This is a genomic window from Nonomuraea sp. NBC_00507 (genome assembly GCF_036013525.1).
Classification (GTDB): domain Bacteria; phylum Actinomycetota; class Actinomycetes; order Streptosporangiales; family Streptosporangiaceae; genus Nonomuraea.
The window spans coordinates 3,826,938-3,846,037 of sequence record NZ_CP107853.1 but is presented as its reverse complement, the minus strand read 5'-3'; the positions used below and the strand labels follow the sequence as shown (position 1 = coordinate 3,846,037).

16 protein-coding genes and 3 pseudogenes are annotated in these 19,100 nt (G+C 65.3%); 3 read left to right on the top strand and 16 right to left on the bottom strand.

Going from position 1 to position 19,100, the window contains the following annotated elements; all coding sequences use genetic code 11:
- Nucleotides 1-68 precede the first annotated feature (68 nt).
- Nucleotides 69-1,754 (top strand): ISAzo13 family transposase, encoded by a 1,686-nt coding sequence (locus tag OHA25_RS19285; RefSeq protein ID WP_442942125.1) that lies wholly within the window; start codon nt 69-71, stop codon nt 1,752-1,754.
- Between the two features lie 149 nt (nt 1,755-1,903).
- Here OHA25_RS19285 and OHA25_RS19280 read toward each other — a convergent pair.
- The 16 genes and pseudogenes from OHA25_RS19280 to OHA25_RS19200 form a co-directional block, all read right to left on the bottom strand.
- Nucleotides 1,904-2,640: pseudogene (locus tag OHA25_RS19280) on the bottom strand (IS1634 family transposase); the annotation flags it as partial.
- Between the two features lie 233 nt (nt 2,641-2,873).
- The gene (locus OHA25_RS19275) at nt 2,874-4,244 is read right to left on the bottom strand and encodes a polysaccharide biosynthesis tyrosine autokinase (RefSeq protein ID WP_327588928.1); all 1,371 of its coding nucleotides are present in this window, start codon (nt 4,242-4,244) and stop codon (nt 2,874-2,876) included.
- Between the two features lie 4 nt (nt 4,245-4,248).
- Nucleotides 4,249-5,283 (bottom strand): glycosyltransferase family 4 protein, encoded by a 1,035-nt coding sequence (locus tag OHA25_RS19270; protein ID WP_327588927.1) that lies wholly within the window; start codon nt 5,281-5,283, stop codon nt 4,249-4,251.
- Complete coding sequence (locus OHA25_RS19265; RefSeq protein ID WP_327588926.1) at nt 5,280-6,269, bottom strand: NAD-dependent epimerase/dehydratase family protein; 990 nt, start codon at nt 6,267-6,269, stop codon at nt 5,280-5,282. Before OHA25_RS19265 ends, OHA25_RS19270 begins: the two co-directional genes overlap by 4 nt.
- Nucleotides 6,270-6,284: 15 nt before the next feature.
- On the bottom strand, nt 6,285-7,280 hold the full coding sequence (locus tag OHA25_RS19260; protein ID WP_327588925.1) for an NAD-dependent epimerase/dehydratase family protein: 996 nt from the start codon (nt 7,278-7,280) through the stop codon (nt 6,285-6,287).
- On the bottom strand, nt 7,277-8,467 hold the full coding sequence (locus tag OHA25_RS19255; RefSeq protein WP_327588924.1) for a glycosyltransferase: 1,191 nt from the start codon (nt 8,465-8,467) through the stop codon (nt 7,277-7,279). Before OHA25_RS19255 ends, OHA25_RS19260 begins: the two co-directional genes overlap by 4 nt.
- A 71-nt stretch (nt 8,468-8,538) precedes the next feature.
- Entirely contained in the window at nt 8,539-9,060 is a 522-nt protein-coding gene (locus OHA25_RS19250; protein ID WP_327588923.1) for a hypothetical protein, read from the bottom strand.
- Between the two features lie 89 nt (nt 9,061-9,149).
- On the bottom strand, nt 9,150-10,139 hold the full coding sequence (locus tag OHA25_RS19245; RefSeq protein WP_327586883.1) for a tyrosine-type recombinase/integrase: 990 nt from the start codon (nt 10,137-10,139) through the stop codon (nt 9,150-9,152).
- Entirely contained in the window at nt 10,136-11,074 is a 939-nt protein-coding gene (locus tag OHA25_RS19240) for a tyrosine-type recombinase/integrase (RefSeq protein ID WP_327586884.1), read from the bottom strand. The genes OHA25_RS19245 and OHA25_RS19240 overlap by 4 nt, the downstream gene beginning before the upstream one ends.
- Nucleotides 11,071-12,162 (bottom strand): tyrosine-type recombinase/integrase, encoded by a 1,092-nt coding sequence (locus tag OHA25_RS19235; protein WP_327586885.1) that lies wholly within the window; start codon nt 12,160-12,162, stop codon nt 11,071-11,073. The genes OHA25_RS19240 and OHA25_RS19235 overlap by 4 nt, the downstream gene beginning before the upstream one ends.
- Nucleotides 12,163-12,370: 208 nt before the next feature.
- The gene (locus OHA25_RS19230; protein WP_327588922.1) at nt 12,371-12,628 is read right to left on the bottom strand and encodes a hypothetical protein; all 258 of its coding nucleotides are present in this window, start codon (nt 12,626-12,628) and stop codon (nt 12,371-12,373) included.
- A 64-nt stretch (nt 12,629-12,692) separates the two neighbouring features.
- Nucleotides 12,693-13,073, bottom strand: a complete 381-nt coding sequence (locus OHA25_RS19225; protein ID WP_327588921.1) for a hypothetical protein — start codon at nt 13,071-13,073, stop codon at nt 12,693-12,695.
- Nucleotides 13,074-13,498: 425 nt separating this feature from the next.
- Nucleotides 13,499-14,205: pseudogene (locus tag OHA25_RS61430) on the bottom strand (tyrosine-type recombinase/integrase).
- A gap of 177 nt (nt 14,206-14,382) precedes the next feature.
- A complete protein-coding gene (locus tag OHA25_RS19210) occupies nt 14,383-14,556 on the bottom strand; it encodes a hypothetical protein (RefSeq protein WP_327588918.1) in 174 nt (57 codons plus the stop codon).
- Nucleotides 14,557-14,748: 192 nt separating this feature from the next.
- Nucleotides 14,749-15,309 carry a hypothetical protein gene (locus OHA25_RS19205; protein ID WP_327588917.1) on the bottom strand — a complete coding sequence of 187 codons (561 nt, stop codon included), beginning with the start codon at nt 15,307-15,309 and terminating at the stop codon, nt 14,749-14,751.
- Nucleotides 15,310-15,755: 446 nt separating this feature from the next.
- Complete coding sequence (locus OHA25_RS19200) at nt 15,756-16,583, bottom strand: class I SAM-dependent methyltransferase (protein WP_327588916.1); 828 nt, start codon at nt 16,581-16,583, stop codon at nt 15,756-15,758.
- 282 nt (nt 16,584-16,865) lie between these two features.
- Here OHA25_RS19200 and OHA25_RS61425 point away from each other — a divergent pair.
- A pseudogene (locus tag OHA25_RS61425) lies at nt 16,866-17,552 on the top strand (ISL3 family transposase); the annotation flags it as partial.
- A gap of 404 nt (nt 17,553-17,956) precedes the next feature.
- The gene (locus OHA25_RS61420) at nt 17,957-18,931 is read left to right on the top strand and encodes an ISL3 family transposase (RefSeq protein WP_442942124.1); all 975 of its coding nucleotides are present in this window, start codon (nt 17,957-17,959) and stop codon (nt 18,929-18,931) included.
- The last annotated feature ends 169 nt before the right edge of the window (nt 18,932-19,100 follow it).

The window sequence follows — 19,100 nt, the reverse complement described above, 5'->3', positions numbered from 1 at the left end:
AGTCGTGATCTTAAGGGCTTGCCGATCAATAACCCGTAGCATCTGCTTGTTTCGTCCGATGGTCTGGTATGGCCGTGTCGGTGGAGACTGTGGGGATGTTGGAGGCGAAGTTCGAGGCGATCTTGCCGCATCTGGATGAGCGGCAGCGTCGGCTGCTGCTGGGTGCGGAGGCCCGGGCGCTGGGTCATGGAGGGATCCGCGCGGTCGCCCGGGCTGCTGGAGTCCGGGAGGCGACCGTGTCGCTGGGCGTGACCGAGCTGGAAGCCGGTGACGAGCCGTTAGGGCGGGTACGTCGTCCAGGCGGGGGCCGTAAGCGGTTGATCGATCTCGATCCCGGACTGCGGCCGGCGTTACTGGCACTGGTCGAGCCGGACGAGCGTGGCGACCCGATGTCGCCGCTGCGGTGGACGACGAAGTCGACCCGCAAGCTGGCGGCCGAGCTGACCCGGCATGGGCACAAGGTCTCCGCCGACACGGTCGCCGGCATTCTGCGGGCCGAGGGGTTCAGCCTTCAGGGCAACGCCAAGACCGTCGAGGGCAAGCAGCACCCGGACCGTGATGGCCAGTTCCGCTACATCAACGAGCAGGTCAAGCGGTATCAGGAAGCCGAAGATCCGGTCGTGTCGGTCGACACCAAGAAGAAGGAGTTGGTCGGGCCGTTCGCCAACGGCGGGACTGAGTGGCGCCCGCAGGGCGAGCCCGTGCGAGTCCGCACCCACGACTTCCCCGACGCCGAGCTGGGCAAGGCCATCCCCTACGGTGTCTACGACCTGGCCGCCGACACCGGCTGGGTGAGCGTGGGCACCGACCACGACACCGCCGCGTTCGCGGTCGAGACGATCCGCCGCTGGTGGAAGAACGTCGGACAAGGCGACTATCCGCTGGCGCGGCGGCTGCTGATCACTGCCGACTGCGGCGGCTCCAACGGCAACCGCGCGCGTGCCTGGAAGAGCGAACTCGCCGCGCTCGCGGTGGAGACCGGACTGGAGATCACGGTCTGTCATTTTCCGCCGGGTACATCGAAATGGAACAAGATCGAGCATCGGCTCTTCTCTCACATCACGATGAACTGGCGGGGACGGCCGCTGACCAGCCACGAAGTCATCGTCAACGCCATCGCTGCGACCACCACGGTCACCGGGCTGATGGTTCGTGCCGAGCTCGACACCAGTGGCTACGAGACCGGCGCGACGGTCAGCGACCAGCAGATGAAGGCCCTGCCCCTGACACGGCACGACTGGCACGGCGACTGGAACTACACCCTGCATCCCATCGCCGCAGACCAGCCCGTCAGCCCTGATGATCAGGCTGGGCAGCTCGACCACCCGGACCGGGCATGGCTGCAGCATGCCGCCCTGACCGGCCTGGACCAGACCCACTGGAATGAGCTGATCGCGAAGTTGGACGTGGCCCGCCACGCTCAACGGGAAGCAGCGTTACACCACCGTCGCGGCGGCATCCGGCAAGCCGCGCCGGGCACCGGACGCAAAGCGGTCCTCGACCTCACTGACCGCGCCGCGCTCACTATCGTCTACCAGCGCTTCTCCGTGCCCCAACGCACCCTGGCGAAGCTGTTCGGCATCACCCAGCAGAGCGCCCACAACATCATCCGGCTGACCCGCCCCCTGCTTACCGTGATCGGCCACACGCCACAACCCACCGGACTCCGCCTCGCAACCCCCACCGAGTTCATCCAGCACGCAACTGACATCGGCGCGCTCACACCAGACCAGACCAGCCCAGCATGTTATTGATCGGCAAGCCCTAACTACGCGGCATTGCAGCGGACCCGGCTGATCTACCGCATGATGATCTACCGGCGTCGCAAGAACGAACCCAAAGGGTTCACCGAGACCGATTATGCTCGCCTGCTGGACGCCGCCCACCAGCAGCTCGGCGGGCCGAGCCGGTGGGCGGTCATGAACGCCTGGATGACCGGGAGCATGGTGTGGGTCTCGGCCTTGTTGCCCTCGAAGGACTGCTCCATGAGGGGGACCCGGAGGCGTCGGTCAGCAGCCCGATCGTGATCTGCGGATCCAGGCGCCGTTCCTTGGAGAAGCCGGGTTCGCGGAACCCGTCGCCTGCGTCGGTCTCGAAATACAGGGTGGCGACGTCGTAGAGCACCAGCGAGGCCGGTCCCAGACGGGCGTGCGCCGCGCACGCCTCGGCCAGGGCCGTGCGCCAGCGGTCTGCCGCATACAGCGGAAGCCGGCGTTTCACCGTCGCATACGACACCGAGGTGATGCCCGGTTCGTCCAGCACGCGCAGGCTGTCCTGCTTGCTGGTCGGTTCGATCACCCGGGCGAGCACCAGCTGCCGGAACACCTCATCACCCTTGGACGCGGCGTCGAACCCGAGCGCGGTGTAAGCGCGGGACAGGGCCTCCCACAGGTGCTCCATCCGGGAACTGGCGATCTCCAGCGGACCTCCTGCGGCCGGGCCGTCGTCCAGCCCGAGGTCCAGCTCTTCCTGCCCGGCGGCCAGCCGCTGACGCGCGATGGCCTTGAGCGTCTCCAGTTCGGCGTCGTCGTGGTCGGATCCGATGTGCTCGATCTCCCGCGACCCGTGGCGCGAGGAGTACACGATCTGCACCGCCCGGGCACTTGAGGCCGTTTTCACCGTCCGCACGTACGGGGACACGGCCTACAGGGTAGAGATGCGGCCGGTTTAGTGCGCACTTTTCGCCCTCCTCGACGGCGGATCCCAAGGTCAGCGACCTACGCCTCGGATTTGATCTTGAACGTGAGCCAAGTCAGGGACTTTCACGCCGTGTGATCAGATCGCATGCATGACGCGGATCCAGAGCAGTCTCCACCAAACACGGGGAAGCTCAGGGCGATTCACCCGGCGGACAAGCCCGATATCCCGGTTGCTCACCCGGACACCGGCACCGTGACCTCTGTCTTGGGCCTGGGCTCCGCCCCATAACCGTAGCCGTAGTCGCGGCGACAGGCTTTGACCGGCACGGCGTTCAGGACAGTCCCTACCATGCGGGCGTCAACTGATGACAGCAGTTCCTTGGCACGGATGACGTGCTCCTGGCGCGTCTTGCCATACCGCACGACGAGGACCGCGCCATCGCAGGCGGCCGAGAGCGTTGCCGCGCCGGTGACGCTCAGCAGTGGGGGTGCGTCAATGATCACCATGTCGTAGCTCTTCATGAGTTCCTTGAGCACGTGCCCCATGCCATGTGAACCAAGTAGTTCGCTCGGATTAGGCGGGATTTGGCCACTCGGCAATATGTGCAGGTCGACCTCCCCCCACCGTTGTATCGCGTCGCCTAGCTGCGCCATGCCAATGAGCACATCCGTTAGACCCGCCGCGCCCTCGATGCCGAAGAAGTCCGGGACTCGCTTATGGCGAAGGTCAGCATCGACCAAGATTACCCGTCGTCCCTCCTGCGCGAGGGCAATCGCAAGATTGGATGCGGTCGAGGACCTTCCCTCGCTCGAGAGACAACTGGTGACCACAAGGGCCTTTGGTGGCCGGTCGATATCGATGAACTGCAAATTCGCACGTAGCGAGTGATACGCTTCAGACCTAAACGAACTGCCAATGTCACGGACGATCAGAGGGCGACGCTGCGCGTCCTTCTCGTAACAGATGATTCCAAGCGTGTACCTCTGAGACAACCGCTGGAGCACATCGGAGCTCTTGATAGTGGTATCCAAGCGATCGCGCAGGAAAACTGATCCAATGCTGACGAAAAGTGCGATCAGCGCTCCGAACGCTACATTCACCAGCGGCCTGGGGCTGATCGGCTGAGTGGGCAGTCCTGGCCGATCAACCACCAGTACAGTTACGCTGGAACGGCTACTGGGGGTTGGTCGCTCCATTTCTTCAACCATTTCTGCAAATCTGACGCCAAGGACATCGGCGAGGTGCTTGGCGCGGGCGGGGTCACCATCGCTGATTGTCGCCTGTACGAGCAGGCTATCCGGTAGGACTTGCGCTGTTATGTTCTGCTGAAGGGCGCCAATCTCCGCCTCCGTGTCTACAATCTGTCCGATCAGGTGCCGACTGGACAGCAAGTTGGCGTAGGACCTCACCTGCTGTAGCGAGATTGGCTGGTACAAACCAGAAGAGTCAGCCTTGGTGCCCTTGGGCATCATAGTGATCATTGCGGAATATTTCGGCGGTGTGTTTACAGTAGCCAAGACCGTTGATGCCACTCCGATGATCAGCGAGATGAGGATAAACATCCAGTTACGACACAAGAGCCTAAAGTAATACACCAGATCCATTGGATCAGCCCCGCCTTTCAGGGATTCCGGGCATGGGGTGCTCAAGTGGCGCGTACACGCTTACACCCTGTAGCAAATTGATAAGGAGGATGGCAGCTCCAGCCGTGACCATCGCCGTGACCGGTGGCGATATCCATCCCAGAGCCATCGCCAGGCCACAGGCACCGGCCACGGCCGCCGTCAGGCCGAGCACCACAGCTACCGCTCGGGTGCGGAGCCCCATCCGGTACAACCGGTGCGACACGTGGTCGGTGCCACCCACCAGAGGAGAGCGCCCCACCCGCAGCCGCGAGTAGAACACGACGCCTGTGTCGACGGTCGCCACGAAGGTCGGGAGGAGGAGCCCGGCGACCATCGTGTCAGGGTCTTTCCCCGACACCAGAAGGACAGAAGAGCAGGCGAGGACGAATCCGATGAACAGAGATCCGGAGTCGCCCATGAATATCTTCGCGGGCGCCCAGTTGTGCGGCAGGAAGCCGAGGCTAGCGCCGGCGAGCGCGATCAGCAGGACCGCCAGCGACGGCTCACCGGACACGAAGGCCGTGACCGCGAGGAAGGCCGCGGTGACAGTGGCGACGGCTCCCAGGGCACCGTCCATGTTGTCCAGCAGGTTGAAGGAGTTGGCGACCACGACGATCCACAGCACCGTGAGAACACCGTCTAGCCATCCCCCGAACAGGGTGACGTGGATTTCAGAGGAGACGATTCCACTCGCCACCACGGTCCCCGCGGTCAGCTTGGTGAAGGGCTGCAACGGCCTGACGTCGTCAATCAAGCCGACCAAGGCCATCACCGCAGCGGCCCATAGCACGGCTGTGATCCGCTGGTCTGGGAAGCCGATGACCGTGACCGCGGGGACGAGCGTGCCCAGCTTGATCGCGATACCACCGAGATAAGGGGTCGGGCGAGCGTGTGCTTTGTTCGCGCTGGGATGATCTGTCAGGCCCCGGCGCAACGCCAAGCGCTTCAGCGGCACGACGGCCACCAAACTGATCAGAAACGCGGCCACGCCTATGGCGCAGGCAGTCGTGGCGTTCATCGGACGGACGCCAGAAAGTCTTTGCGCGCCTCCTTGACGACCTCGATGAGGATCTCGTCCAGAGTGCGCCGTGGAACCCAGCCGGTGAGCTCGCGAAGCTTGGTGGTGTCGGGCACCCGGCGCGTCATGTCCTCGAAGCCCTGTGTGTACGCCTCGTGATAGGGGATGAGTTCGATCTCGGACGTGGACCCTGCGTGCTGGATGATGAGCTTCGCCAGTTCCAGGATGCTCACCTCCTTGTCCGAGCCGATGTTGAAGGTCTGCCCCACTGCCGCCTCGCGGTCCAGGAGCATGAGCAACGCATCGACGACGTCCGTGACGTGCGCGAAGCAACGGGTCTGCCGCCCATCACCGAAGACGGTGAGGGGTTCGCCGTTGACCGCCTGCCGTACCAGGCGAGGGATGACCATGCCGTAGGCCGGGCTCTGCCGCGGTCCCACGGTGTTGAACAGCCTCACCACGATCGTCGGAAGGCCCCGCTCCCGGTAGTAGGCATTGGCCAGGATCTCGTCAACGGCCTTCGCTGTACTGTAGGCCCACCTCACGACGGACGGGCTGCCGAGAATGCGGTCCGCGTCCTCCCGCAGCGGTCCTGAGGAGTTCTTGCCGTAGATCTCGCTGGTGCTAGTGATCAGGACCTTTTTCCGGTGACGATACGCGGCCTCGATGACGATCTCCGACCCGCGGATATTGGTCGTCAGGCACCGCAGCGGCTGTTCGACGATCAGCTTGACACCGACCGCCGCCGCGAGATGGACCACGACGTCGCACTGGCGGGTGAGCTCATCGACCATGAGCTCGTCCAGGACGGATCCGTGCACGAAGCCGAGGTTGGGATGCGGCCGGAGGTTGTTTAGCCGCCCGGTCGACAGGTTGTCCAGCACCACGACTGAGTCACCGCGGGCGAGCAACGCATCGGCCAAATGCGACCCGACGAATCCGCTGCCGCCTGTTATCAGGTAGGTATTCTTTGCTGCCTTGCTCACAGGATTCCCCTTGGGTCACATATGTGGAGAGATGTTAATTTCGGGGGGAAGCGGCGAGCAGGCATGGGCACTGGGGCTTGGCAGCGCGGCGTTCTCAAACCAGGCCACCGTCATGCGGAGTCCTTCGTCGAGTTCCACTGGGCGTACTGACGGGAACAGCCGACGCTGCAGATGGGGCGAGGCCTGTGAGTCCCGGATGTCGCCGATCCGGGGAGGCAGGAAGACCGCTTCGATCGGCCGACTGAGAACCTCGCTCAGGATTTCCTTGAGGTGCCGAATGGTCACACGGGTGCCGAATGCGAGGTTCACCGGTTTGGTGTGGGTGACCTGACGAATAATCGCCTCGACGACTACCTGCGCGACCGACCCCACATAGGTGAAGTCCCGCGCCTGGTTTCCGTCGCCGTAAATGGGCACGGGACGCCCCCGCAGAGCCATCGACACGAACGTCGGCACGACGGCGGCGTAGGCGTGGTCCGCTGGCTGCAGCGGACCGTACACGTTGAAGAACCTGAAGGTCAGGACAGGCAGGCGGAAGCTCTCCGCGTACGCCAGCGCATAAGCCTCGGTCGCCAGCTTGCTCGCGCCATAGGGACTGAGCGGCCGGGGAGGAAGATCTTCATGCTTGTACGTCTCCTGGCAGTTGCCGTAGACGGAGGACGACGATGCGAGGACCAGGTGAGGCTTGGTCCTACGGCATGCCTGGAGGACGTTGAGGGTGCCTGTGGCATTCACTGTGTGCGAGGCCATGGGATCTGCCAGCGATCGAGGCACCGAGGGCCGGGCGGCCAGGTGGACCACCGCGTCGGCGTCAACCACGAGGTCGGTCAGGAGACCCTCCTCCAGGATGCTGCCCCTCACGAAATCCACCTCGATGCCGTCGAGGTTGGCGAGATTTCCACTGCTCAGGTCGTCCAGGACGGTGATCTTCTCAACTCCCTGCCGCACCGCAAGCGCGCGGCACAGGTTGGCGCCGATAAAGCCTGCGCCTCCGGTTACCAGCACTCTCATTTGCTCATTCCTTCGTGCTCAGGTCGCGACGACTCAATCCCGTGCTCCTGGACCAGCGATCGATAAAGGGCTTCGGTATCCGCGACAAGGCGTTCCACCGAGAAGGAGGCATTCGTCCAGTCACGGGCAGCCTCACCCAGTCGACGGGCAAGCATGGGATCGGTGAGCAGCCTCGCTGTCTTTTCGGCCAGCTCGCCTACGTCATTCGAGGCCAACAGGCCGGTCTCGCCGTCCTTGACGATCTCCGCAACGCTTCCCACCCTTGTGGAGACGCTCGGCGTACCCACCATTCCCGCCTCGATGAGGGTGAGCGGCGTGCCCTCGTTGTCGGAGGTCAGCAACACCACGTCGGCGGCGGCATAGACGGTCTCCACGTCCTTTCGCCAGCCGAGCAGATGGAAGGACTGCCGCATGGATTGGACGCTACGTTCAACCTGCTCCTGGAGCTCGCCACCACCACAGATCACGAAATGACAGTCAGGCACCCGTTGGAGTACAGCTCTGGCCGCCATGACAAATCGGTCAGGCCGCTTGATGTGCGTCAGCCTCCCCACATAGGCAACAACCGGCGCGTCTGGTAGCAAACCAAGAGCGAGACGAGCTGTCGCGCGGTCGGGGACGGGACCGAGCCGAACACCCGGTCTAATCACCACATACTGCTCGGGGCGGCCGATCCCTGCCTCGAGCAGATCATCGCGAACCCGCGATCCGACGGTCACTAGCCGATCGGATCGGGAAGCGAGGAACCGTTCTGATCTCACGTAGAGCGCACGCTTCACTGGCGAGAAATAGCCGTGGAGAAGGTGCCCGTGAAACACATGTACCCGGGCGGCGCCGACACCGGACAGCAACGACGCCAGTCGCCCGAGAGCGCCGGCCTTGGCCGTCCGGGTATGAACAACGTGCGGACGGAACTCACGCATGGCGGCCATCAACTCGCTAAGGGCCCGGTAGTCATCCAAGGGCTTGACCGCGCGGCCCAGACCCGCCACCCGCCGAACCCGCACCGTCGAAGCCTTCAGGTCGAGGTGATCCCTCTCATCGGCCTCCACATGCCCCGTGTAGAGCCGATGGTCGAACACGGCCTGGTTCAGACGTTCACACAAACCCGTTACCTGTGTAGCGGGGCCCCCCACGTTCAACCGGGCGATGATCTCCATGATACGGATCGGGCTGTCCGATTTCATGCTGGGTCCTCAGCAACTGTCCTGGTCAACACGTTGTAGAAGCTAACCCGGCGTTCGTCCCGCGCCACGCATCACGTCGCTATACCGGCGAAATGTTTCCTCGTTCCCGACCTGTACATGGCCCAGAGATCCTCTCCATCACAGCTGCTCCCGGACACCAGGGCCAAAAGCATTCTCATGTTGTGAAACCGAGTAGCTGAAGGCCGTGAGCGGCGTGGCTGCGGTAGTGGTCGGTGGCGGCGGATCAGCGCGGCGACCTCGGGGTGGGTGATCCGTCCTGGCGGGAGGCTGGTGACGGCGTAGATCGTGACGATGGTGGTCTTGCCGGTGCGGCGGTCAGTGCGGCGGCGTTTGACCTGGATGGCCTGGGCGGCGTGCGGGAAGGGCAGTCCCGGGCGGACAGTGCAGATCTTCATGCGGCGGATCTCGCGGCGGCCGTGTCCTTGCTCGTCGGTGCGGTCGTTGAGCATCGCTTCGCGCCAGGGCAGGGCCTTGAGCCGGCTCAGGAGCGTGGGCTGGTTGCCCTTGACGATGAACAGGTAGTGGCCTTGTGCCTCGACGATCTGCTGGACGTGGGCATGCTGGGTGTGCAAGGCATCTTATGAGGACCTGCGGGTTATGCCGACCTCGCTGTCCGGGGAGGTGCCTGGAACCGTTGTCGTGGACGGCGAGATCGGCATAATCACAACCCTTCCAGGAAGGCCATGACGGTGTCGGAGGGACGGAAGCGGCCGGGAGCGGTATCCAACGGCGCTGTGCGGGCGAGTGCCTTTTCCTTGAGCGCGAGGTCGGCGTGGATGTAGATCTGGGTGGTGGCGACGCTCTCGTGGCCCAGCCATAGGGCGATGACGGTGCTGTCGACGCCAGCCGCGAGCAGCCGCATGGCGGCGGTGTGCCGCAGCACGTGGGGTGAGATCTTCTTCTGGTTCAGGGTCGGCTGCGTGCGCCCGGCGAGTCCGGCGTACTGGGCCAGTCGACGTTCCACCGCGTCGCGGCTCATCGCGGTGCCATGCCGACTGGGGAAGAGCGGGTCGGCGGGGGCTTGGGGGCGTTCGGCGAGCCAGGCGCGGAGCACGGTTGTGGTGGTGGAGGTCAGCGGGGTGATGCGTTGTTTTCGTCCCTTGCCGTGGCAGGTGACGTGAGCGCCGGTTCCCAGGCGGATGTCGGCTCGGGTGAGCGCGGTGAGCTCGGAGACTCGCAGCCCGGTCTGCAGGGCCAAAACGAGCATGGCGTGATCACGGCGTCCGGTCCAGGTGGTGGTGTCTGGTGCGGCGAGCAGCGCGGTGATCTCGGGCTCGGTGAGGTAGGTGACCAGCCGGTGGTCGAAGCGCTTGGGCGGGATCGCCAGTACTCGCTGGATTACGGCCGCGTGGTCGAGGTGGCGCAGGGCCGCGAAGCGGAACAGGGCGTGGATCGCGGCCAGTCGGGCGTTGCGGGTCCGGACACCGTTGCCGCGGTCGTGCTCAAGGTGCTCAAGAAACGCGCCGGCCATCGGCGCATCCAGATCGATGATCTCAAGATCGGAGGGCTGCTTGCCGGTCTGCTCAGCGGCAAAGGCCAGTAAGAGCTTGAGCGCGTCCCGGTAGGCGGCGATGGTGTGCGCGCTGGCGCTGCGCTGCCGGGTCAGGTAATCGGTGAAGAACGCCTGCACGGTGGATGCCAGAGTACTCATCGGGGATCTTCCTGGTGCGTCTCGAGGCGGTCGGCCGCGAGAGCGAGCAACTCCGGAGCGGCGGACAGATACCAGTAGGTGTGCTTGGGATCGGTATGGCCGAGATAGGTCGACAGGCGCGGCAGCATCGCCGGAACATCGGCCCCGGTCCGATACCACTCCAGCAGGGTGGTGACCGCGAACGTGTGTCTCAGGTCGTGAATGCGCGGGGTGCATCCCGATGACCGCGACCTCAACCCGGCGCGGATCACCAGCGCGTGGAAGATCTCCCAGACCCGGTTGTAACGCAACCGGCAGCCCCGGGTGGACAGCAACAGGGCAGATGATCGCGGGCAGGGTATGACCTGGTCACATAGCCGCAGGTAGTCCCGCAGCCCAGCGGTAGTCGTCGGGTGAAGCGGCAGCTGCCGGGTCTTCCCGAACTTGGTGTCGCGCACCGACAACACGCCGAGCGTGGCGTCGAAGTCCTCGCGGTCGAGCCGGATGGCTTCTCCGATGCGCATGCCGGTGACGGCCAGCAGCCGGATCAAGGTCTGATAGGTCGCGGCGGGGAACGGGACGGGCAACTGTCCGGCTGCCCGCGCCAAAGCGGCGATCTCGTGATCGGTATAGAGGTAAGGAACGACGTGTCGGTGGCCGCTGGGGATTAACCCGCGGGGCGGTATCTGATGTGCTGGATCGATCGCATGCAGGTGGGCCGCGAAACCGCGGACCATCGACAGGCGCATCGCCCACCAGCGCGGGCGCGCTGAGCTCGGCAAGGCCGCCCAGGCCAGAGCATGGTCGACGGTAACGGTCGTGGCTTGGCTCGCCGCGAGATACTCCAGGAACTGCCGTAGCAGCTTGGCGTGCCGCTCCATCTTGAACCCCATGGCCCGGCGGATGGCCAGGTACTCCTCCAGTCGCTGATGCAATCGGCTCACGTGGTCGCTCACGTGCTCTCCCCGGGCCAGGGACGAGCCAGCGCACGGAGTCCCTCGTAGTCGACCTTGGCGTATTGCGCGGTGGTGATCGCGTGCTGATGACGCAGTACCTGGCCGATCTCTTCCAGCGACGCCCCGGCATGGAGCATGCTGGTCGCCGCGGTGTGACGCAGTCGGTGCGCGAAGATGGTCCCCATGCCGCAGCGGCGGGAAGCGCGAGCCACCGCCTGCGTGACCGCGCCACGAGTCAAGGGCCGGTGCGGGGCACGAATCCCGACGAATACCGCCCGGGTTTTCGCCGGAGCCGGGCGACCTGCGCTCAGGTAGGCCACCACCGCCTCTCCGACATCGACTGGGAGCGGCAGACGGTCGTGCCGGTTTCCCTTGCCGCGCACCACGATCTCGCCCCGCCGCCAGTCGATGTCGTTCAGGCGCAGAGTGGCCACCTCACCGGCCCGCAGCCCCAACCTGGTCAGCATCAACAACATCGCCCGATCGCGCCGCCCGACCGGGGTGGTCAGGTCGCACGAGGCGAGTAGCCGAGTGACCTGCTCACTGGTGAGGTACTTGGGAAGCCCGGACAGCTTCCAGTTGGCGGCCGTAGGCACGGCTCCCACCAGTGAGGAGCCAGTCACTCCGCGCAGATGCAGGAATCGCAGCAGCGATCGAAGCGCCGTAGCCGTGCGTTGCACCGTCGCCGGTGCGACGTTCTGCCCGCAGGCCAGGATGAACGCAGTCACATCGACGGCAGTCAGTGTCTCCAGATTGAGGCGCCCGTCGCGGATCCGTCCGGTCAGGAACGGACGGATCAAGTCCGCTTCACGCTGGATGGTGGCTGAGACCAGTCCGCGTTCTCGAGCGAGATAGACCGCGTACTCGGCCAGGAACGACTCCACCGGCCCGAGCGCCTGCTCCCGCCCGGGCAACGGCGCGATCCCGATCTTCTGCAGATACTCCGTCAGCGGTCGCAGCGCCCGTAGTGACAGCCCATCGCGACACCCGCCGGCCCGGCGATCAGCGACGAACTCCTTCAGCAGCGGCGTACGCACCGCCGAACAGTCCATGCCGCGTTCTCCCAGCCACCGGCTGAGACCCGCCATCAGCCGAAGATGGACGACCCGGACTTCCCGTGAGTAACCGACCAGCTCCAACTCGTCGCTGAAGCCTGCCCGGAACGCCGCCAGTGGTCCCAGAACCTGGACCAGTGCTGGATCTCTCATGTTCCTCCCCTCTCCACGTGTTAGGAGAGGCAGAAACATGATCGAGAGCCTGTTATGCCGACCTCATCGTCTGGATACTGCTGGCCACTCAGGAAAACCAGCAGGAGGTCGGCATAACCCGTAGGTCCTCATAAGACGCCTTATGCCGAAGTCGGCATAAGGCGTCGGCGTTGATCACCAGGCCGGTCAGGCCCAGTTCGGACAGCAGGGGCGCGAACGTGGGGATCTCGTTGCTCTTGGCCTCGACCTGCCGCTGGGCCACGACGATCTGGGTGTCGTTGCGGGGGGCCAGCAGGTGGACCGTGCCGTCTGGGATGCGGCTGCCGCGCAGGGTCTTGCCGTCCACGGCCAGGCCGGCGAGCGGGGTCCGGCCTGGGGCCCGGCCGTCTGCGGTGGTGGGCGAGGCACAGTCAGTGAGCGAGGCCAGATAGGTGCAGGTGGCGGTGGCTAGAGGGTGTCGCCGTCCAGGCCGGCAAGCAGCCGTCCCAGGGTGCTGGCGGCCAGCCGCACCGTGCCGGGCAAGCCGGCTCGGGCGCGCAGGTCTGGGTCGTATCCGGCGATAAATCGGGCGATCTTCGCCAGGAGGTTGCTCCACCGAGCACGGTGAGCAGAGATAACGCCAGCAGCGGGCCGAGCCGGTAGCATCGTCCTCGGCGGCTTCGTGGGTCGGGCACCGTGTCCAGGACCTCGGCCAGGGCCGGCAGATCGAGCAGGTCGGTCAGCGGGCTGGCAACGGTGACGTCCTCCAGGTGGCGGGCGAGCACGTCGATCGGGGATGATGGCACGCGCACGCCCCTGTTCTTGATCGACTGGCGTAGACACCCAACGATCATGAGGGGTCGCGTTTGTCATCTGCAGCCCGGGTTCCCTCAACCACCCGGCCGTCTCAGGCCCTTGTGCGTCCCACCAACCGAGAACGCCTCAGCCCTGTCCCGGACACTCCGCGGATGCGCCACCTGCCCGCAACGTGGACACGCACCGGGCCGATCGATCAACTCCGCGAACTCGCCTGTTATACCGAGGCCCGGGTTATGCCGACCAGGCTGTCGGATTCCCTGGTCAGCGGGCAGTTCGCAGTTCCTGGATCGGCATAACCCGGTTGTTGCTGGCGATGGCTAGAGGGTGTCGAGGAACGCGAGCAAGGTGTCGGGCGGGCGGTAGCGTCCGGGACTAGTGCCCGGTTGCTGGACGCGGGCGAGGGCCTGTTCCCTGATGGTCATGTCGGCGTGGAGATAGACCTGGGTGGTCTCGGCGTCCTCGTGGCCGAGCCAGAGGGCGATGACCGAGGTATCGCTCCGGCCCGCAGGAGTGACATGGCGGCGGTGTGCCTGAGCGTGTGCGGGGTGACGTTCTCCTCCTTGATCGACGGGCAACTGTTCGCAGCTGCGGTTGCGTGCTTGGTGACGAGCCGCTCGACGGCGTCATGGGAGAGCCGTCCGCCTGCCCGGGTCGGAAAGAGCGGCATGCCGGGCGCGGGGCCGAGCTCGGCGAGCCAGATTTTCAGCACCCTGACAACCTGGCGGTCAGCGGGGTCGCCCTGTCTTTGCGTCCCTTGCCGTGGCAGCGGACGTGCGGGCCGACGCCCAGGTGCGCGTCCTGGCAGGTGAGTGCGGTGAGCTCCGATATCCGCAGGCCGGTCTGGACGGCGAGCAGGAGCAGAGCGTGGTCGCGGCGGCCGTGCCAGGTCTTACGGTCGGGGGCAGCGAGCAGGGCGTCGGTTTCCCCGGGGGTGAGGTAGCTGACGATGGCGCGCTCGCGCCGGCGGGGTGGGATGGCCAGGACCTGGCTGATCACAGCGGCATGTTCGGGTGCCCGCGGGGCCGCATAGCTGAACAGCGAGTGGATCGCGGCTAGTCGGGCGTTGCGGGTGGCACTGCCGTTTCCTCGGTCATCCTCCAAGTGCTGCAGGAACGTGCGGATCATCGAGGCGTCCAGGTCTGCGAGGCTGAGCATGCTGGGTGCCTTCCCGGTCTTGGCCTGCACAAAGGACAGCAAGAGCCGGCACGTGGCGCGGTAGGCCGCGACACCTATTCGGGCTGGGCTTCTTCTGCCGGGCCAGCCGGTCGATGAAGAACCCCTGCAGGATGGGGGCAAGGTCGGTCATCGGGCCACCTGCCCGTAGGCCTGCTCGAGCCTGCCAGCTGCCAGGGCGAGGAGCCCGGGAACGGCCTGGAGATACCAGTAGGTCGATTTCGGGTCGACATGGCCGAGCCAGGTGGACAGCAGCGGAAGCCGGGCCTGCACGTTCCCGCCGTCGCGATACCAGTCCAGCATCGTCGCGACGGTGAAGGTATGCCTGAAGTCATGCAGCCGGAAGCACGCCGGCCGGGCGGCGCCTGGATGCCCGCCGCCGCGATCAGCACGGTGAACGTGCGCTAGATGTTGTGCCCGTCTAGCGGCCCGCCGCGGCTGTTGAGCAGGAACGTGCCCCCCTTCGGCTCCGGGAACAGCCGGTCGCGGGCCCGCTCATAGGCGCGCAGCGCGGCGACCCCGGTCGGGTGCAGGAACACCAGCCGGGCCGAACTTGGAGTCGGCGATCAAGAGCGTCCCGGCCTGCAAGTCCACGTCGTTGCGTTCGAGGCGGCACGCCTCGCCTTGGCGCATGCCGGTCACGGCCAGCAGCCCGATCAGCGTCCGCCAGGTCGCCGCCCGCAGCGCCGGCGCGCACCGGTCGCGCCCATGAGCGCGGCGACCTCCTTTGGGGAGTAGAGATAAGACGGGATCCGCCGGTAACGGCGTGACAGCACGTCCTCGGGGCGGGACCTCGGTGGCCGGGTCCAGCGCCTGCAGGTGCCGGGCGAAGATCCGCACGACGTCGAGCCGCCGCGCCTGGTAGACCTCGTCGCCGCTGCCCCGGCTGGTCCGGGTCGCCCACTCGATCGCCAGGTCCGCTGTCACGTGACCGGTGGAGTGCTCCTCGCTGAACCGGACGAAGCTCATCAGGTGCTGACCCTGGGTCGTCAGTCTGAATCCGAGCGTGCGGTGCATCGCCAGGTACTCCTCGGCCCTGGCCCGCAGCGCGCTCACCGGCCGACCCTCGGCCACGGGCTCGCCAGCGGGCGCAAGGGGCGTCCTGGTCGACCTTGGCATACAGCGACGTGGACAGCTGGCTGCGGTGCCGCAGCACCTGCCCGACCTCAGGCAGCGACGCGCCGGCACTCAGTCTTCACCGAACACGGGGCGATTCACACATCCAAGTGCGCCTGGGCCGTCGCCTGGTCGAGGACCTGCGTCATCCATTCGAGAAACGCCCCACCCGACCACTTCACTCCAGCCCGGGTTCGGCGGGGGTTTTCGGAACCTCCGTCACACACTGCCTCGGCCAGCCAGCGCACGCAAACGCGGCGAACTCGGCCCTAGACGCCAGCCGCCAGCCCGCATCCCGGTACGACATCGACAAAACCGTCAAGCGCGGCCGCACCTTCGCAACCCTACAACAACCCGGAGAATAAAGAAAAAGCTACTGTAAGCGGCTAACGGCAGGCGGGAGCCTCGAAAACATACTCGTTGCATCCCAAGCTACCTGCGCATGTCGTGAGATACCGCAATTCGAAATGACGCTCGCGGAGGAACGAGAACACCTGCTCTGGTTTTGCTACTTCGAAGGGGAAACCTCCCATCCAGTCAATCAGATCGTGCCTCCGAGACATACCGCGGCCCCTAGCCTCACGCGAGGCGGACACTCCGCACGTAGTCCGTATCACTTGCGCTGCCATGCTACGGCTCCGGAAGTACACGCCACCGGCCAGGACAAGGGATTTCCGCATCAAGGGACCTCCCTGAACATACAGACGCTTGAGCCGCCACCACAGCCGACTGGCGGCGCCCTGATCGTTGTAGATGGAAATGTAAAGCAGCCCGTCCGGCGCGACCAGGGTGGCAGTAGTGTTGATCGCCTGCCACATAGCACCAGTGTGGTGCAACACGCCCCATGAGTACACAATGTCGTGGCGGCCGAGCCCTCGGACGTAGTCCTCGTCCAGGATCGAACCCTGTTCCACCGTCCAATCGCCGTCCGCCGCGAACCTGCGGCGCAGTTCCGCCGATGCAGCGACCGACTGGGCATCGTAGTCGAAGGCATGGACCCGCGCACCGAGTCGGTGAGCGGCAAGCGAGAACATACCACTTCCGCAACCGACGTCGAGGAAAGACAGCCCGGTCAAATCGCTGACTCCAAGCGCTCGCGTCAGCGACCGCTTTGCCTCTTCAATACGGTTCTCATCCACCACCTTGACATAGCTTAGCCAATTGTTACCAAAAGCGAAGCGCCGCTTATCATGCATCTCAAAGTTCGTCGCCATTAGCCATTCCAATCAATGCCCACGTTAAAAATACGGAAATCAAGAGTCACATCTCTGGCGCACCAGTCTAGATCCAAATCGCCGAAGCTTGAGCAGCCTGTTCTGTACTCTGAAGTACCACAGCCGGCGGGGGCTGACGGCTTCAGTTTCCTGAAATCCACACCTGTAAACCGTCTAGATAACCTTAAGAGTTAAAGTTATACCGGATTTGCCTCGATTCGTCAGCAGGCTATGTTGCCCCAATGTCGTTTAGATAGCGATCTCGCCAAGTAGCTTCGCCTGGTGATCTTGTTGGGCAATTCAGGCAGTTCAGGTCGATTGACGGACCTGGCAGCGATCGGTGCACCGTCGCGGCGCAAGCACAGCCACTATGAGCGGCGCCCCCTCGACGCCGCGGCCGGTGGTCAGGAGGTGCTGATCCACCTGCGGGTTCACCGATTCTTCTGCCTCAACGACGCATGCGACAGGGTCACCTTCGCCGAGCAGGTGCCGCATCTGACCATCCGCTATGGCCGCCGCAGCATCGGGGCCGGCCAGGCGCTGCGGGGGATCGCGCTGGCGCTGGGCGGCCGCGCCGGTGCGCGCCTGGCCGCACGCCTGGCCCTGGCGGTCAGTAGGATGACGCTGATCAGACTGATCCGCGCCCCGCCCGAGCCCGCCCTCCATAACGGCCCGGCCGTGCTGGGCGTGAACGACTTCGACCTGCGTAAGCGCAGGATCTACGGCACCATCCTGATCGACATCAGCACGGGACGACCGATCGACGTCCTGCCCGACCGCACCGCCGACACCCTGGCCACCTGGCTCCAACAACACCCCGGTGTGGAGATCATCTGCCGCGACCGCGCCGGCGCCTACGCCGACGGCGCCAACCGCGGGGCACCCGAGGCGATCCAAGTTGCTGATCGCTGGCACATCTGGAGCAACCTCGGCCAAGCCGTCGAACGCACAGTCGCCACGCACCGCCGGCACCTGCAGGCCATCAGCCCGGCCCCGCAGGCACAGCCCGGTTCTGCCTCGGCGCTGCCCGCGCCACCTCCGCCTGCTGCCCAGCCGCCGCGCACGTCGGAGAGCAGGCAGGATCGAGTCGCGGTCCGCACCTGTGAGCGGCATGCCGCCATCCATGAGTTGCTCCCCAAGGCAAGTCCCTGCGGGAGATCGCCCGCCAACTGGATCTCGGCCGCAACACCGTCCGCCGCTTCGCCCACGCCGCCGCCCCTGAAGAACTGCTCGTCCACACCGGCATCGGCCAGCAGGCCAAGAGTCTGGCAGTCTTCGACGACTACCTGCGCCAGCGCTGGGCCGACGGCTGTACCAACGCCGAACAGCTCTACCGCGAACTATGCGCCCGCGGCTACCGCGGCGCCAGCACGGTGGTCCGCCAGTACGTGCGGCCGTGGCGGACCGCTCTTCCTACCGAGCCGCCACGGCAGCGGCCCCCCACGGTGCGGCAGGCCGCCGGCTGGTTCCTCCGCAACCCCGTCAACCTCGACCCCGACGAACAACGCCAGCTCGACGCGCTGTGCACAGCCAGCCCGCAGCTGGCCGCCCTACGCACTCATGTCCGTCACTTCGCCGAGATGATGACGCAGCGCCGTGGCCGACACCTCGACGCCTGCATGACCGCAGTCCTCGCTAACCACCCCCCTGAGCTGCACTCTTTCGTCACCGGCCTGCATCGTGACCAGGACGCTGTCACCGCCGGCCTCACCTTGCCCTACAGCTCCGGCCCCGTCGAAGGCCACGTCAACCGCATCATCAAAACGATCAAGAGGCAAATGTACGGCCGCGCCAAGCACGACCTGCTTCTTCCGCAAGCGCGTCTTACTGGCGGACTGATGGGCCCACTCACGGAATGTGTACCTGAGCCAGTTTTGCGGGGTCGTCGAGAACCAGGGCGCCCACCGGTCCAGGGTGTTGCGCGAGATGCGGACCTTGGTGCCGAACGGATCGGTGTGCTCGGCGGCGGCGTACACACGCACCCGCTTGCCGCGCTGGCGGGCCGACAGCGTCGGATCGATCTCCTGGATCAGCCGGTAACGGACGAGGCCGATCTGCTACGCGTAACCGGCCAGCCGTTTGACCTCGTCTTCGGCTTGGGTCACCTTCTGTCCTCCTCGCCAGGTACTTTTAACCGGAATTCCACAAAACTGACAGAGGTGACTCTTGGTCACAATGAGTGGTTTGTGTTGATCGGTGGGGTGGTCACGACCGGCGCCAGCAGGCTCCCGGAGGTGACCGTGACCGCCGGCTCCACGGCGACATCGCGAACGCGAACCGCCTACCGGCCGCGTCGGCCTCCGCGACGATCGTGCGTACCGCATCGCCGGCCGGCACCGCGAGGATGACTACCTTCTTCACCCATATGGATCTTGGTCGCATCTGTCTCGAAACCCCGACAGAGAGGACTCCCGCGTCCAGATCATTGATCAAGAAGGTGGCACGCCGGAGGACGCACTACCCCTTGCCACAACCGCACACCCCTCGCGATTACCGAGAGACAGTGCTCGCATACAG